This window comes from Paenibacillus sp. MMS20-IR301 (genome assembly GCF_032302195.1).
Classification (GTDB): domain Bacteria; phylum Bacillota; class Bacilli; order Paenibacillales; family Paenibacillaceae; genus Paenibacillus_AQ.
This window is the reverse complement of record NZ_CP135275.1, coordinates 1,069,954-1,083,735: the sequence shown is the minus strand read 5'-3', so window position 1 is coordinate 1,083,735 and position 13,782 is coordinate 1,069,954. Positions and strand designations below refer to the sequence as shown.

The following is a 13,782-nucleotide window of genomic DNA, read 5'->3' as shown; positions in this document are numbered from 1 at the left end:
TTAAAATTACGCGTGCATATTCTCCTATCCGTACTCCTAATGCTGTGCAGCGAGTCGCATAACTTCGGTTTCCGTAGCCTGCTCGCCTTCTAATATTCCTGTAAGCCGTCCCTCCGACATGACCATGACCCGGTCAGACATCCCCAGCAGCTCCGGCATTTCCGATGAAATCATGATAATGCTTTTCCCCTGCTTCGCCAGGTCGGCAATAATCGTATAAATTTCGAATTTGGCCCCGACATCGATCCCGCGGGTCGGCTCATCCAGAAGCAGGACTTCCGGTTCGGTGAGCAGCCATCTGGCCAGCAGTACCTTCTGCTGGTTACCGCCGGAGAGATTCATGATCTGCGTCTTGGTCGTTGGTGTCTTGGTTCGCAGCTTCTCGATCATCTTATCCACTTCAGCCTTCTTCTTCCGGCCGTTCAGCAGGAAGTAGGGGGTTTTATAACGGTCCAGGTTGGCAATGGCTCCGTTCTCGTGCACAGATAAAACTGGGAATATCCCTGTTACACGACGTTCTTCGGTCAATAGAGCCAGTCCATGCTTCTTGGCATCCTGCGGGGAGTTGATCTTGACCTTCTTGCCGGCGATGGAGATCGATCCGGATTTGATAGCCCGAAGACCAAACAACGCTTCAATGACTTCGGTACGCTGCGCGCCGACGAGACCGCCGACACCAAGAATTTCACCGCGTCTTAGCTCAAAGGAGACATCCTTAAAGGATCTGGGCTCCGGTGAAGTTAGTCCTTCCACCTTCATGAACACCTCACCCGGCACATTGCTGCGTTCAGGGAAACGGTTCGTCAGATCACGGCCGACCATCCGGGAGATAATCAGGTCCGTAGTCAGCTCAGCAGACGGCCAGGTTCCGATCTTTTTACCGTCACGCATGATGGTTACTTCATCAGAGATTTCCAGAATCTCTTCCATCTTGTGAGATATATAGATAATAGCTACGCCTCTTTTTTGCAAATCCCGGATAATCCGGAACAAATGCTCAACTTCTACACTGGTCAGGGAAGAGGTTGGTTCATCCATGACAATGACGCGTGAATGAAAAGAGACAGCCTTCGCGATTTCAATGGATTGGACCTTGGATACGGACAGCTTGCCCACCAAAGTTTCGGGATTCAGATCGATATCCAGATCTTTAAATAAATTTTCCGTGTCCGTGAACATTTTTTTGTGGTCAATGAACTGAATGGGTCCGATGCCCTTGGTCGGAAAACGTCCTAGCCAGATGTTCTCCATGACGCTGCGGAAGGGTACGGGGTGCAGCTCCTGGTGAATCATCGAGATTCCGTGCTTGAGTGCATCGTTGGAGTTCGAGATGCTTGCTTTCTCACCATCCAGAAAGATCTCGCCGGCATCCGGCGAATAAATTCCAAAGAGACATTTCATTAATGTAGATTTGCCTGCGCCGTTTTCGCCCATGAGTGCATGAACTGAACCCGGTCTTACCTTGATACTGACTCCGTCCAGCGCCTTAACGCCGGGAAATTCTTTGGTAATGCCGTTCATTTCCAGCAAAAACTCCGTATTTGCCATGTTGTTACGCCCCCTACGCTTTTTTTCTTTTTCCATGAGAGGCACAGCGGTTCCATCCTGTTCCCTACCCGAAAGGAATTCCGGAGAGCGGACGGCCGCCCTCCGGGATTGTTCTATATACTGCTTATCTGTATCTGGAGCTGTCCTGACTATTACTTAGCGTCAGCTACGTTATCTTTAGTGATCTTTTTGTAGGAGATCCATACATATTGGTTGTCAGTGATGTCGAAGCCTACGTTTTCTTTGGTAGGCGTTTCGCCCTTAGCCAGCAGGGAAGCCAGCACGATTGCCGCTTTACCTTGGTTGTTGGCATCGTTCAGTACGGTTCCGAGCATGGTTCCGTCTTGCAGCGCTTGAACCGCAGGAGCTGTTGCGTCAACGCCTACAACCGGCATGTATTTGTCGCCAGAGAAGTAGCCTTGAGCCTTCAGGGCTTCGATTGCGCCGAGAGCCATGTCATCATTGTTGGCCAGAACGGCTTCGATCTTGTCGCCGTGGGAGCCGAGGAAGGCTGCCATTTTTTCTTGACCTTTTACGCGGTCCCACATGGCTGTATCTTCAGCAAGCTTCTCAACCTTGATACCGGCATCTTCGATCGCCTGGATGGAGTACGTAGTACGCAGCTCAGCATCCTGGTGTCCCGGTTCGCCTTTGAGCATTACGTATTGCAGTACGCCGTCGCCGTTCTTGTCAGCTTCAGGGTGAGCCTTCCAGTAGTCTACAATCAGTTGGCCGGACATGGTGCCGGATTCTTCTGCTTTAGCACCTACATAGTACACTTTATCCCATTTCTTCATATCCTCTGGAAGCGGTTCGCGGTTCAGGAAGACAACCGGAATGTCAGCTGTTTTGGCTTTGTCGATGATCACGCCGGCAGCGGTGCGGTCAACCGGGTTGATCAGCATGCCGTCATATTTTTTGGTGATGAACAGATCCACCTTGTCGTTTTGGGTAGGCTGGGAGTTCTGGCTGTCTACGATATCCACAGTGGCAATCCCTTTGGCAGCGGAATCGATTGCGTTGCGGACACCCGTCATGAAGGTGTCGTCGAATTTGTAAATGGCTACGCCCACTTTTGGAGTTTCAGCAGCACCGGAGTTAGTTGTGTTAGCAGTGTTTCCTGTATTAGCGGTGTTACCAGTGTTAGCTGCGTTGTTGTTGCCGCCGCAGCCTGCAAGAGCAGCACCAAGCAATGCACTAGCGAGTAGAACGGAAGTGATTTTTTTCATAATTAGTTGACCTCCTGAGGATATTTCTTTTTTGTTATCCCGTTGTGTCCCGGGTACATCCTTATTATGCCCTACGTGAAAACGGTTGCGAATATAAAATACTACTCATTTCCATGAAAATTCTAATGTCTAAAATTCCCCACAAAGTTCTATCTGACAAACGGAAACAGCAGCTTCTGATTCTCCGGCCACAGCATATTCTCCAGATCAATCAGCTTGGTGCCGGTATCCACGCGCTCCGGTACAGCTACGCCCTCAAGAGCTTCCACTGCATATTTCACAGCCAGATATCCGTTGCTGAACGGATTCTGGATAACCGTAGCCTGAACCGTCCCTTCCTGCAGCAGCTCCATCATGGAGGGAGAGCTGTCAAACGCAACCATCTTTATATTGTCCAACCCTGAATTTTGTATTACTTTGGCCGCTCCCTGGGAAGCAATTTCATTCAATGTGGCAATGCCGCGCAGATTAGGATGGTTTGCCACCATCTCCCGGGTCAGAGCTTCCGCATCTGCAGTACTGGAAGAGGTATACGAGATCTGCACAACCTTCACATTCGTATAACGGGCTGCATAGTTAAGGAATCCCTTCTCCCGCTCGTCCGCATCCCGGGCTCCGAAATCAATACTTCCTGTGGACCCCGAGCTGGTATTGCCGGTATTCACAGAAGCATTGGTAAAATTGACAATCCCGATCTCGCCATAGCCGTTCAACAGCTGAATCAGCCGTTCCGCTGACTTCTGCCCGGCCTCATAGCCGTTTGAGCCGACATAAGTCTGGACTCTGGCCGACCCGACCTCCGCATCGACCGAGATCACGGGGATTTTGGAATAAGCCGCCTGGTCTACTACCTGTGCCAGTCCCATGTAGCTGCTGGCAGCGAGAATGATGACGTCCGCCTTCTCCTTAATGGAATCCTCGACCATCGTTACCTGTTCATCGATGTCACTCTCTGAATCCGGCGCTTTGAAGGTCAGCTTGACATTGAACTCCTTGGCTGCAGCCTCTGCTCCCAGCTTGACCGTATTCCAGTAATCCCCTTTGTTCATCTTGACAATCAGATGGATATTACGCGTCTTATTCGTGCTGATGTAGGCCGGTGACGAATTGAAGCAGGAAGAGACAGAGACCCATAATACACTGCACAGGAGCAGGGTCAGCCAAAAACGTATGCTTTTCACAGATCAGTCTCCTCCTTCTTCGCTTCCGGTGCCTCTTCGGTCAGGCGGGCCGGGAAAATAATGGTCACCGTCGTGCCCTCTTCAAGCTCACTCTCGAACGTAAGCCCGTATTCACGCCCGTAATACAGTCCAATCCGTTCATTGACATTCCGCACCCCGACCCCTGAACCGCCTTCACTCTTGACGCCGCCAGAGAGCAGGACATTCATCGTTTCCTTGGACATCCCGAGCCCGTTGTCACTGATACGGATTACAACAAGCCCTTCCTGCAGCACAGCGCTGATCGAGATCAGTCCTTCATCAGGCAGCATTTCGATGCCGTGATATAGAGCATTCTCAACAATAGGCTGAAGAATCAGCTTAATCGTCTGATATTGCAGCACTTCTTCCTGCGCATTGATCTCATAGCGGAACTTGTTTTTGAAGCGGAAGCTTTGAATCACCAGATAATGGCGGATGTGATCCAGCTCCTCCTGCATCGTAATGAAATTCTTCCCTTTGCTCAGGCTGATCCGGAAAAACTTCGAAAGCGACTGGATCATGGTCACGACTTCATCCGTCTTGCCGCGTTCAGCCAGCCGGATGACCGAATTCAGCGTATTGTACAGGAAATGGGGATTAATCTGCGACTGCAATACTTCGAGTTCCCCTTTACGCTTGGTCTCCTGCTCATAGATAATCTGATCCATCAGCTGGCGGATGCGCTGCAGCATCATATTGAAACGCTTTGACAGCTGCTCCACCTCATAGGCACCGCTGACATTAATCGGTGTATTGAGGTCCCCCTCACCCACCTGCTTGACCGTGCGCTCCAGCTTGCGGATCGGGCTGGCAATCAGCCAAGACAGCAGCACCGACACGGCAATAACACAGACAAGGACAACTGCCAGGAACCAGGCCAGGAACTGGTTGAGATCACGTTTGGTCGTAACGATCTCATCGTAGTAGGCAACCCCGACAATCTTCCAGCCGGTCTGGGCCAGGGTACGCACCGTAATAAACCGCTTCTCTCCCGTGGATTCATCCAGGTAGCTGCGGAAGGCATACTCAAGCACCGGCTCCACATTCTCATACTTCAGGCCGGCATAGATCAGCTGCTGCTGCGGATGGTAAACAATGTTCCCGAGCGGATCAAGGATGTAAGCGTATCCTCTTTTGCCGAGCTTCACCTGCTTGCTCAGCTCATCAATCGTCCGGAAGTTGAAATCCAGCAGCAGAATGCCGGTTTTCAGTTCACCGTGCTCCATATATTGAATCATCTTGCTGATGGACACGACCCAGGTGTACTTGCCTTTGAACAAATTCTGAATATGCGGGGCGGAATAGGATATCTCCGAGGTCCGCTTGGCTGTGGTGAACCAGCTTTGACTCTCCAGCTGTGTGTTCAGGCGCATGCGCTGCCCCGGGGTGCCTACGACATATTGACCCTGCGGCGTGAACATGGCCATGGACACCAGATCCTCCCGGCTGCTCATCAGCGTATCCATCCGTTCATAGAGCAGCGGCGAGTCTATCGATTCACTGGTTGTAATCTGCTGCTCCGCCGTTTCAAAAATACTGCTCATCCCTTTGACATACAGCTCCAGATTATAATTCACCTGCTCGATAATCTGCTGCATATTGAGATTGGCATTCTCCTCCGCCGTCCTGGCAAACTTCCCGTACAGCATAATGCTGACGATTACCGCAACGGCTACAGTAACTGCAGTGAAGGTCAGCATAATAATAAGCTGAATGCTCCGCAGCTTGGAGGATACGCGGATTTTGCTCCGTTTCCGGGGCTGCGGGCGCTGCGGGAAGAAAAAGTCCTTCGGCTTGTTCATGGCTATTCTCCCCGTGAGCTGTTCTTGTACTCTTTGGGGGATTGTCCGTATTTCTTGCGGAAGCAGAAGCTGAAATAGTTCGGATCGGCGAAACCGATTCGCTCGGCAATTTCAAACGCCTTCAGCTCGGTTGCGCGGAGCATTTCCTTAGCAGCTTCCAGGCGGATCTGCAGCAGGTAGCTGACAAAGGTCATCTTCGTCTCTTTTTTGAAAATACTGCTGAAATACCCTGTGCTGATATGCAGATGCTGGCAGACCCGGCCGATGGAGATATCCGATTCCTCGTAATGGCTGCGGATATATTCCTTGGCCTGGTCAACCAGCTGCTTATAGCTGGATTGCCGTTCCAGTGCGATGGTATCCATGAGCCTGCTGCACACTGTAATAATCCACTGCTTGGCTTCGCCCATATTATTGAACTTGTTGATTTCGCTCAGCGAGGACAGGCCAGGCCCGATGAATTCATTCGTCTCACTGCCGGCTTCCTTGGCCACCCGCAGAATGGAAGTAATAATCTCCAGCAGGAAAATCTGATAGTCCCGGGTAGATACCTGTGCAGTATCCAGGCCCCCGAACAGCTCGTCCACTACCTCACGCAGCTCCTGAACCGTCCCCAGCTTGATTGTGCGGATCAGCGACTGCTGGGTCAGCTCGTCATAAGCCAGCATCTGGCTCGGTCTCGACTCCACATCCTCAATCCAGATCACCCGGTTGTTGCCGAGAATCAGCCGGTAATCCAGGGCCTGCAGCGCATCCCCGAAGGAGCTTGACAGCTTCGACGGCTGGCGGCAGACCGTGCCGGCTCCGGCGGTAACCGTCAGCTTGAGGAAGCGCTGCACATTCTGGCGGGTTTCCTCCAGAATCGCAAAGGTTCTGCCGGTAATCACACTCTCATCTTGTTCCTGGCTGACCGAGAGCAGCACCACATCATCGCGGTGGATGAACACCCGGCCAAAGCTGTGCTTCTGGCATATCTCCTCGGCAATATTCAGCACGGCAAACAGCTGCAGATTCCGGTCACCAGTATCGCGTAAGGAGACCTGCCTCGCTTCGCTGGAGCCCGGAGTTCTGTCCTGACGGATATAATCAATTCCGATGACCGATGACTGGAATAATACGCCGTCCAGATCGATACCGTACTCGGCGCTTTTCTCGGCAATCTCGGCTGAGCGCAGTCTGCGCGATACCAGGGAAGACAGGAACTGCTCACGCAGCACCGGCAGGCTCTTGCGGTAATGCTCACTAAGCACAAAAATGTTCTCCTTCTCGGCAATCTCGGTTTCAATATTCGCCCGGACCTTCAGCAGAATATCGATCAGCTCCTGGGAGGAGAAGGGCTTGAGGATATATTCATCAATCTGCAGCTTGATCGCCTTCTGGGCATATTCAAATTCATCATAGCCGGTCAGAATGATAATCTTCGTATTGGGATGACGGCTGCGGATCCATTCGGCCAGCTGCAGCCCGTTCATGAAGGGCATTTGAATATCGGTAACTACCACATCCGGCAGATGGCGGTCAATGGCATCGGCAGCTTCACGCCCGTTCTCCGCCTGCTCGACCACTTCGAATCCGTACTTCTCCCAGTCAATCTGGGCAACAATGCCTTCTCTTACATCTTCCTCGTCTTCGGCGAGAATTAACTTGTACATGGTTCATCCCTCTTCGGATATGGTTTGGAGTTTGACACAGAACTATAATAGCTGATTCAGGAGCCTCAATCTATGTTTATAAAAAGAAAGCTGCAAAACTTCTCCGCACCTGCAGCCTTCTTCCGGTTTACTTACATATTCCAGCTTTGCGTACAGGTATGGGGCATTTCACTATATAAGCTGGCAGCGATAAATGCAAGTGATTATTAGGTACATACAGCACATACAGCAAGGGGCACCAATATATTTACAGCAACGGGCAAGGTCTTCACTTGGTTGGAAAGTTCTTGATTGCAGGACCTGCGTCCCCTTGTACCCTTAACTGTATTTTGTGCAACTATAATGTTTAATTTCCTGTCTGCTTACCGTTTAGTTGCATTTCGTACACTTAAAACATCATTTATTATTCGATATAACCAGTTAGGGTATATTTAGTTGTACAGACTACAGTTAAAAGGTACAGGGACTCCTCTTCAATGAGTTTAATTGCACAATATACAGCTATACAGCTTAAACTGGAGGAATTTACGAGGATTTGGACATTAAACCACAGTGATCGGATAGATTACATGTAATCCTGCACAGAATACAACATTTTCCTCATTAAATCGGCCCAAATCCGAAACTGTTGTACAAAATGCAGGATCTCACGCTTTTTAGGCGGTTTTTTGGGATTTATTCTGTATAAAGTACAGCAATTTCCCCAAACACCTCTCAATCAATGAACTCGGGTTGCACAACGTGCAAAATTTATGATTACAGTGCTCAATAACAACTCTTCATTCTGCCAATGCCCTGTACCAGGGCATATAAAAAAAACCATCCCGCTAAGTCCGGGATGGGGATGTTCGGTTACGTATAGAATTATAGCAATGCCTTGTTGAAGCGGTAGCCTGTTGCCTTTTCGAAGCCGATATGGCGGTAAAAAGCATGTGCCGGAGCACGCTCGACGCGGTTGCCGCTCCGCAGGAACAGCTGGCAGCAGCCCTGATGGCGTGCCCATTCCTCCGCTGCAGCTACAAGTCTTTTGCCGAGGCCCTGTCCTCTGAGCTCCTCTGATACGATTAGCGCGGTAATCTCCGTAATACATTCTGCATTCTTGTAGTAGGATTTCACCTGCCGGAGTCCGACCATTCCCACAACTTCATTATTAAGCTCTGCGACCAGTGTACAGTGGAGCGGATCATGCTCCATGTCTTCCATTCTCTCTTTCATCACGCTAAGCGTTGTCGGATAGCCGAATTCCCGCAGAAGGGCTGTCACTCTCTCCAGATCATTCATGCCGCATTTGCGAATTTGCAGTACCTGCTCCTGAGTACTACTGTTCATCCTCATATACCTCCACTTTTAGCATAGACGCAGCCTGCTTGGCTGTCGCCCGCGCGATTTCCACATCTTCCGCTGAACTGAGTGTTACTGCCATCCGCCGTCCAGGGCGGACCTCCGGCTTGCCGAATACCCGGACCTGCGTACGGGGTAAGGCCAGCGCCTGCCCGATTCCTGTTACCGCAAAAGCTTGTCCTGCAGCTTCGGCTTTCAGGGTGGCAGAGGCTCCCGGTGTCAATAAAGTAACCGAGTCCAAAGGAAATCCAAGAATGGCTCTGACATGCAGAGCAAATTCCGACAAATCCTGCGTAATCATTGTAACCATGCCTGTATCATGCGGTCTTGGCGAGACTTCACTGAACAGCACCCCCTCCGGGGTCAGGAACAGCTCTACGCCAAAAATCCCATACCCGCCAAGCTGATCCGTAACAGCACGGGCCATCTCTTCTGCTTCAGCCAGCAGCGCTGCACTCATCTGATGCGGCTGCCAGGACTCCACATAATCGCCATCCTTCTGGATGTGGCCGATGGGCGGACAAAATACGGTTCCGCTCGACGATCGGACGGTAAGCAGTGTAATCTCGCTGTCAAAAGTAACAAAAGCTTCAACAATGACACGTGTACCTTTGGCACGCGCTCCTTCCAGAGCCGTATTCCAGCAGTCCTCCGCATCCTCCGGTTTGCGGCAGATGCTCTGCCCTTTGCCGGAAGAGCTCATGATCGGCTTGATCACGCACGGTGTTCCCAGCTCATCCACCGCCTGGCGCAGTTCTTCCAGGCTGTCAGCGAACCGGTAGCCGGCGGTCGGCAAGCCAAGCTCTTCTGCCGCAAGTCGGCGGATGCCTTCGCGGTCCATCGTCAGCCTTGCAGCCCGGGCGGTCGGCACTACGAGATAACCTTCTTCCTCGAGCTCCACTAACGCACCGGTAGCAATAGCTTCAATCTCCGGCACAATAATATCCGGCTTCTCGGCCCGGATCAGCGCCTTCAGAGCTTCTGCATCCAGCATATCCAGTACATAAGAGCGGTGGGCAACACCCATTGCAGGTGCAGCTTCATAACGGTCCACAGCTACGGTCTCTACGCCAAGGCGCTGAGCTTCGATAATGACTTCCTTCCCCAGTTCACCGCTGCCAAGCAGCAGCAGCTTCTTACTCCGGGTTGATAAAGGAGCTCCCCACATTGTCGACTCCAACCTCTTTTCGCAAATTTGACTGCTGACTTCTCTCTTTCTGTAAAATGTCGCAGTTTAATTGTAAATTTTCAGTCATCTTTATTTTCATCCATCATCCGCCAGATTGCAAGTGTTCTTCGACATTTTCCTACAAACTTCACAGTTGACCGTCCACCATATCGTCGAAAGCCTGCTCGAGAAGTGATAATTCTCCGGCGGTCCGGCCCCAGTGCTGCGCTGAATCACCCCCTTTCAGGAGCTCTGTCATGGCGGCTTCCCGCTCTGCCAGCTGCTCCCGCAGTTCATCCCCGGCAAGGACCAATGCCTCAGCTGCCGCTTCACAGTAGTAATTCAGCAGCAGTTCCTCCTGCAAGGCAACCGCTGCGGCAACGGCTTCTTTGAACCGGGGCTCAGCCGCCGCACGGATCCCGGCCCGGCCCGGACCTTCAAAGAAATGACGGGGGGACTTGAACTGTCCCCACAGCTCCGCCCAATCCAGCGGGGCCAGCCCGCAGTCCAGCTTCTCCGGAGAAGGCCAGTGCTGCCCGGCATTCTCCCGGAGCAGAGGCTCATGCCCTTCTGCAGATAAGTCAGCCGCTGCCGCTGCTGCGGTGATACCTACAAACCGGCGTCCAGCTGCTTCCAGCCGCAGGGTGGTGGCCCAGAGCTCCTGCTCCAGCTCCCGCAGAATACTGCGTTCCAGTTCCCGCCCGCAGGCAACAAAAATCTGCTTCAAGTTCCCGCTATCCTCCCGGAGAATCGAAGGATGGAACGATTCCTGGTAGAAACGGCCGAAGGCGAAGGCCAGCCTCTGCCGCACATGATACAGCAGCTCTCCGCCCTCGCGGCGCAGATCACGCAGCGGCCGCTCTTCGGCTACAAGCCGGGAGAGCCGGATCTCCGCTGCCTCCCGCTGCTGCCGGAGCCGGGCCATACCCGCTTCCCGCTGGCCTGCTTCCATCAGAGACAGCTGCTGCCATTCCTCGGCCCGGCGGCGGACTGTACGGAGACTGTCCCTGGCCGCGGCAAGGGACAGCCGCGGCAGCTCTTCGCCGGCAAACTGCGACAATACCTCTTCAAAGACGCTGAAGCCGGAAGCCTCATAAGTTTCTAAGCCGCTCCCCGTCTTGCCTTCAAGAGCCAGAAGACTGGATAACGCATAGATCCGCGGCGCATTCAGACCACCGGCCCGCAGATTCTGTGCCACATGCTGCTTCACCTCGGCCAGCTCCTCTTCATCTGCTGCCAGGTCAGAGGCATTGATGATGAAGAACATTTTATCCAGGGCGAAGCTGTCTTTAATTCTGCCGAGCTGGGCCAGCAGGCTGCGGTCGGCTTTGGAGAAGGCATGGTTATAGTAAGTCACGAAGCAGATGGCATCGGCATCCTTCATGTAACCGAAGGTTACCCCGGTATGGCGCGCGTGTAAGGAATCTGCTCCCGGAGTGTCCACCAGGACAATCCCGCTGCGTGTCAAGGGACAGTCATAATACAGGTCGGTGCTCTGCACGAAGCAGGCCTTAGTCTCATCCGCCACCAGACTGCGGTATTCCTCCAGGCTGACCGTGCGTTCCGTTCCAAGCAGCGGACCGCAGCTGTCCCAGCCCGCTGCCGCCGCCCGCAGGAATCCGGCATGCGGCAGCGAGGAGGGATGCAGTCCGCCGGTCTGCAGGCGGGCTACGGCGGATATCCAATTGCTGCGCTGCGGGGCAGCCAGCTGCAGCACGCTGAAGGAATGGAGGATATCCTCCCAGAAATTCTCCTCCTGCTTCATGGTCACTGCCGCAGTCCTGTGGGCGAATCCGCCCTCCGGGGCCAGAATGCGGCCGACCGCGGCTGTGGCGGGATGCGGCGACACAGGCAGCACCTCTTCGCCAAGCAGGGCATTGGCGAAGGAGGACTTGCCGGCGCTGAACGCTCCGAACAGCGCCAGGGTGAAGCGGCCACCGGCGAGGTCCGCCGCCCGCGCCGCCAGGCTGCGCGCGGCCGAGGCCATGGCCGGCTCGCCCCGCAGCAGCCCCGCCGCAGCGTCCAGCGCCGCTGCGGCCTGCCCCAGCCGGCGGCGTCCGCCCGCCGGCTGTGCCGCTTCCGCCGCCCACGGCCGGGCGGCGGGGCTTGCCGCCGCTGCGCTGCGCGGCGGCTGCCCCGGGCTGGCGGCGCAGGGCGCGCCAGCCGTCACAGCCCTCACCTCCGGCAGGACGCCGGGGTGAGGGTAACGCGCGGCGGCAGCAGCGCCGCGAGCTCTTCCGCGCGGGCAGCTGCCGCGCGGTCCAGGGCGGCCAGCGCAGCGGCGGCGGCAGCCTGCCGCTGGAGGGCGGCCTCGCGGCGCATAAGCTGCGCGCGCCGCTCGTCTAAGCGCGGCGGCAGCGCAGCCAGCAGCTGCTCGCCGCAGGCAACCGCCGCCCGGCGGAACTGCGCTTTAAGCTCTGCCGCAAGCGAGCGGCAGAAATTGAGCAGCGCCTCGCCGGAGGAGCCGGTCCCCGGCTTCACCTGATCCGCCAGCCACTGGCGGCCCACCGCCGGGAAGCTGTCCTGCAGCAGCTGTTCCGCTCCTTCCTGCCACACGCCAAGGCCTTCTGCCCAGCCGCGTACCAGAGAAGTCAGATGCCGCTCCAGCTGTGCGGTGGTCTCCCTGCCCAGCAGCCCGTGCAGGTGAGCCAGCCGGGCCGCCTGCTCCCGCTCCCGCTTCGCAGCGGTGAACAGCAAGCCTCGCCGGAACCCCGGGCTTAGGCTCTCTATATAAGCGCCTGCTGCGTCCCGCACATCAGCAGGCATAAGATTGCTGTTGCCCAGCAGGGCATCCAGCCCGCTGCGCAGATCCTGGCGCGACTGCTCCGGCAGGTTCAGCAGCTGCTCCCCTTCCTGCCGGCACTGCGCCAGCTCAGCCGCAATCTCCGCTGCCCCGGCGCCACCGGCCGCTTCCAGCAGCTGCGAGCGTTCCTCCTGCTGCTCCGCCAGGTAGCCGGCAAGCACGGCATCCGCTGTATGATGCAGCGAACGGGACAAGCTGTAGGAGAGCAGCTCTCTCCGCTGCTCAAGCAGCGCTGCCAGCAGCCGTAGCAGCTCGTTCCATTGATTAAGCGGATGCTCCTTAACCTTAAGCGAAGTGAACAACAGGCCGGCGGAATGGATCCCCCATTCGCGGAAAGCGCTTTCTACTTGCTGCCGATATTCCTTCAGCGGAATCTCCTGTTCCCGGTGCTTGTCAATTTGATTGATAATCAGATACAGCGGTTTCCCCCAGTCACTGAGGCTCTTGGCAAACGCCAGATTATTCTCGGATTGCACATGATTGTAATCCATTACATAGAACACGACATCCGCCAGATGCAGCGCCGAATGAGTCGCCGCCTGGTGTCCCTCGTCGGTAGAATCCACGCCTGGTGTATCCATCAGCACACCGGATTCGCCAAGCAGCGGCACAGCCTCCCAGACCTCAATTGCTGAATAGTCTGTGCCAAGCCGGCAATACTCCTGCAATAACTCAGGGGTAGTTTCAATGACTGACTGAATGGCTCCGGGAGCATCCGGCTGCGGATGCAGAAGCACTCTTGGCGCTCCGCTGCGGATCGAGACGATGTTGGCACTGGTCGGAACCGGTCCCGAAGGCAGAATAACCTTGCCGCATAATTGATTAATCATACTTGATTTCCCGGCAGAGAAATGCCCGCAGAAGGCCAAAGTCAGCTCTCCCGCCGCTTCCTTATCCATAAGATCAGCAATAATCCGGGCATGCTCATGTTCTCCCCATCCCTCCATTACCTGCATCAGCCCGGTAAGTCCCGATGCTCCGGATGACTCTGCTGACCGCTCAAGCCTGCCCTGTCCCGCTCCCACAACAACCCCACC

At 54.6% G+C, this 13,782-nt stretch carries 10 protein-coding genes; 1 reads left to right on the top strand and 9 read right to left on the bottom strand.

All coding sequences use genetic code 11. The features are described 5' to 3' along the window. Positions 1-36 precede the first annotated feature (36 nt). From LOS79_RS04630 to LOS79_RS04610, 5 genes are all read right to left on the bottom strand, one after another. Positions 37-1,548 carry a sugar ABC transporter ATP-binding protein gene (locus tag LOS79_RS04630; RefSeq protein WP_315416641.1) on the bottom strand — a complete coding sequence of 504 codons (1,512 nt, stop codon included), beginning with the start codon at positions 1,546-1,548 and terminating at the stop codon, positions 37-39. Positions 1,549-1,700: 152 nt separating this feature from the next. Then, complete coding sequence (locus tag LOS79_RS04625) at positions 1,701-2,777, bottom strand: galactose ABC transporter substrate-binding protein (RefSeq protein ID WP_315416639.1); 1,077 nt, start codon at positions 2,775-2,777, stop codon at positions 1,701-1,703. Between the two features lie 149 nt (positions 2,778-2,926). Then, a complete protein-coding gene (locus LOS79_RS04620) occupies positions 2,927-3,958 on the bottom strand; it encodes a substrate-binding domain-containing protein (RefSeq protein WP_315416637.1) in 1,032 nt (343 codons plus the stop codon). Continuing rightward, positions 3,955-5,781 carry a sensor histidine kinase gene (locus tag LOS79_RS04615; RefSeq protein WP_315416636.1) on the bottom strand — a complete coding sequence of 609 codons (1,827 nt, stop codon included), beginning with the start codon at positions 5,779-5,781 and terminating at the stop codon, positions 3,955-3,957. Before LOS79_RS04615 ends, LOS79_RS04620 begins: the two co-directional genes overlap by 4 nt. Positions 5,782-5,783: 2 nt before the next feature. Then, on the bottom strand, positions 5,784-7,433 hold the full coding sequence (locus tag LOS79_RS04610) for a response regulator (protein ID WP_315416635.1): 1,650 nt from the start codon (positions 7,431-7,433) through the stop codon (positions 5,784-5,786). Positions 7,434-7,505: 72 nt separating this feature from the next. Between LOS79_RS04610 and LOS79_RS04605 the strand changes: the two genes are divergently transcribed. Continuing rightward, entirely contained in the window at positions 7,506-7,643 is a 138-nt protein-coding gene (locus LOS79_RS04605; RefSeq protein ID WP_315416634.1) for a hypothetical protein, read from the top strand. Positions 7,644-8,297: 654 nt separating this feature from the next. Here LOS79_RS04605 and LOS79_RS04600 read toward each other — a convergent pair. The 4 genes from LOS79_RS04600 to LOS79_RS04585 all read right to left on the bottom strand — a co-directional run bounded on the left by LOS79_RS04600 (position 8,298) and on the right by LOS79_RS04585 (position 13,770). Next, positions 8,298-8,762, bottom strand: a complete 465-nt coding sequence (locus tag LOS79_RS04600; protein ID WP_315416633.1) for a GNAT family N-acetyltransferase — start codon at positions 8,760-8,762, stop codon at positions 8,298-8,300. After that, positions 8,752-9,942 carry a formate-dependent phosphoribosylglycinamide formyltransferase gene (gene purT, locus LOS79_RS04595; protein WP_315421986.1) on the bottom strand — a complete coding sequence of 397 codons (1,191 nt, stop codon included), beginning with the start codon at positions 9,940-9,942 and terminating at the stop codon, positions 8,752-8,754. Before purT ends, LOS79_RS04600 begins: the two co-directional genes overlap by 11 nt. A 148-nt stretch (positions 9,943-10,090) precedes the next feature. Continuing rightward, positions 10,091-12,112 carry a dynamin family protein gene (locus LOS79_RS04590; protein ID WP_315416632.1) on the bottom strand — a complete coding sequence of 674 codons (2,022 nt, stop codon included), beginning with the start codon at positions 12,110-12,112 and terminating at the stop codon, positions 10,091-10,093. Between the two features lie 5 nt (positions 12,113-12,117). Further along, complete coding sequence (locus LOS79_RS04585; RefSeq protein WP_315416631.1) at positions 12,118-13,770, bottom strand: dynamin family protein; 1,653 nt, start codon at positions 13,768-13,770, stop codon at positions 12,118-12,120. Positions 13,771-13,782 lie beyond the last annotated feature (12 nt).

Bases quoted from the DNA above. Each gene is read 5' to 3' on its own strand.
- LOS79_RS04610 (WP_315416635.1), bottom strand. From the start codon at position 7,433: ATGTACAAGTTAATTCTCGCCGAAGACGAGGAAGATGTAAGAGAAGGC.
- purT (WP_315421986.1), bottom strand. From the start codon at position 9,942: ATGTGGGGAGCTCCTTTATCAACCCGGAGTAAGAAGCTGCTGCTGCTT.
- LOS79_RS04600 (WP_315416633.1), bottom strand. From the start codon at position 8,762: ATGAACAGTAGTACTCAGGAGCAGGTACTGCAAATTCGCAAATGCGGC.
- LOS79_RS04630 (WP_315416641.1), bottom strand. From the start codon at position 1,548: ATGGCAAATACGGAGTTTTTGCTGGAAATGAACGGCATTACCAAAGAA.
- LOS79_RS04625 (WP_315416639.1), bottom strand. From the start codon at position 2,777: ATGAAAAAAATCACTTCCGTTCTACTCGCTAGTGCATTGCTTGGTGCT.
- LOS79_RS04615 (WP_315416636.1), bottom strand. From the start codon at position 5,781: ATGAACAAGCCGAAGGACTTTTTCTTCCCGCAGCGCCCGCAGCCCCGG.
- LOS79_RS04605 (WP_315416634.1), top strand. From the start codon at position 7,506: ATGTTTATAAAAAGAAAGCTGCAAAACTTCTCCGCACCTGCAGCCTTC.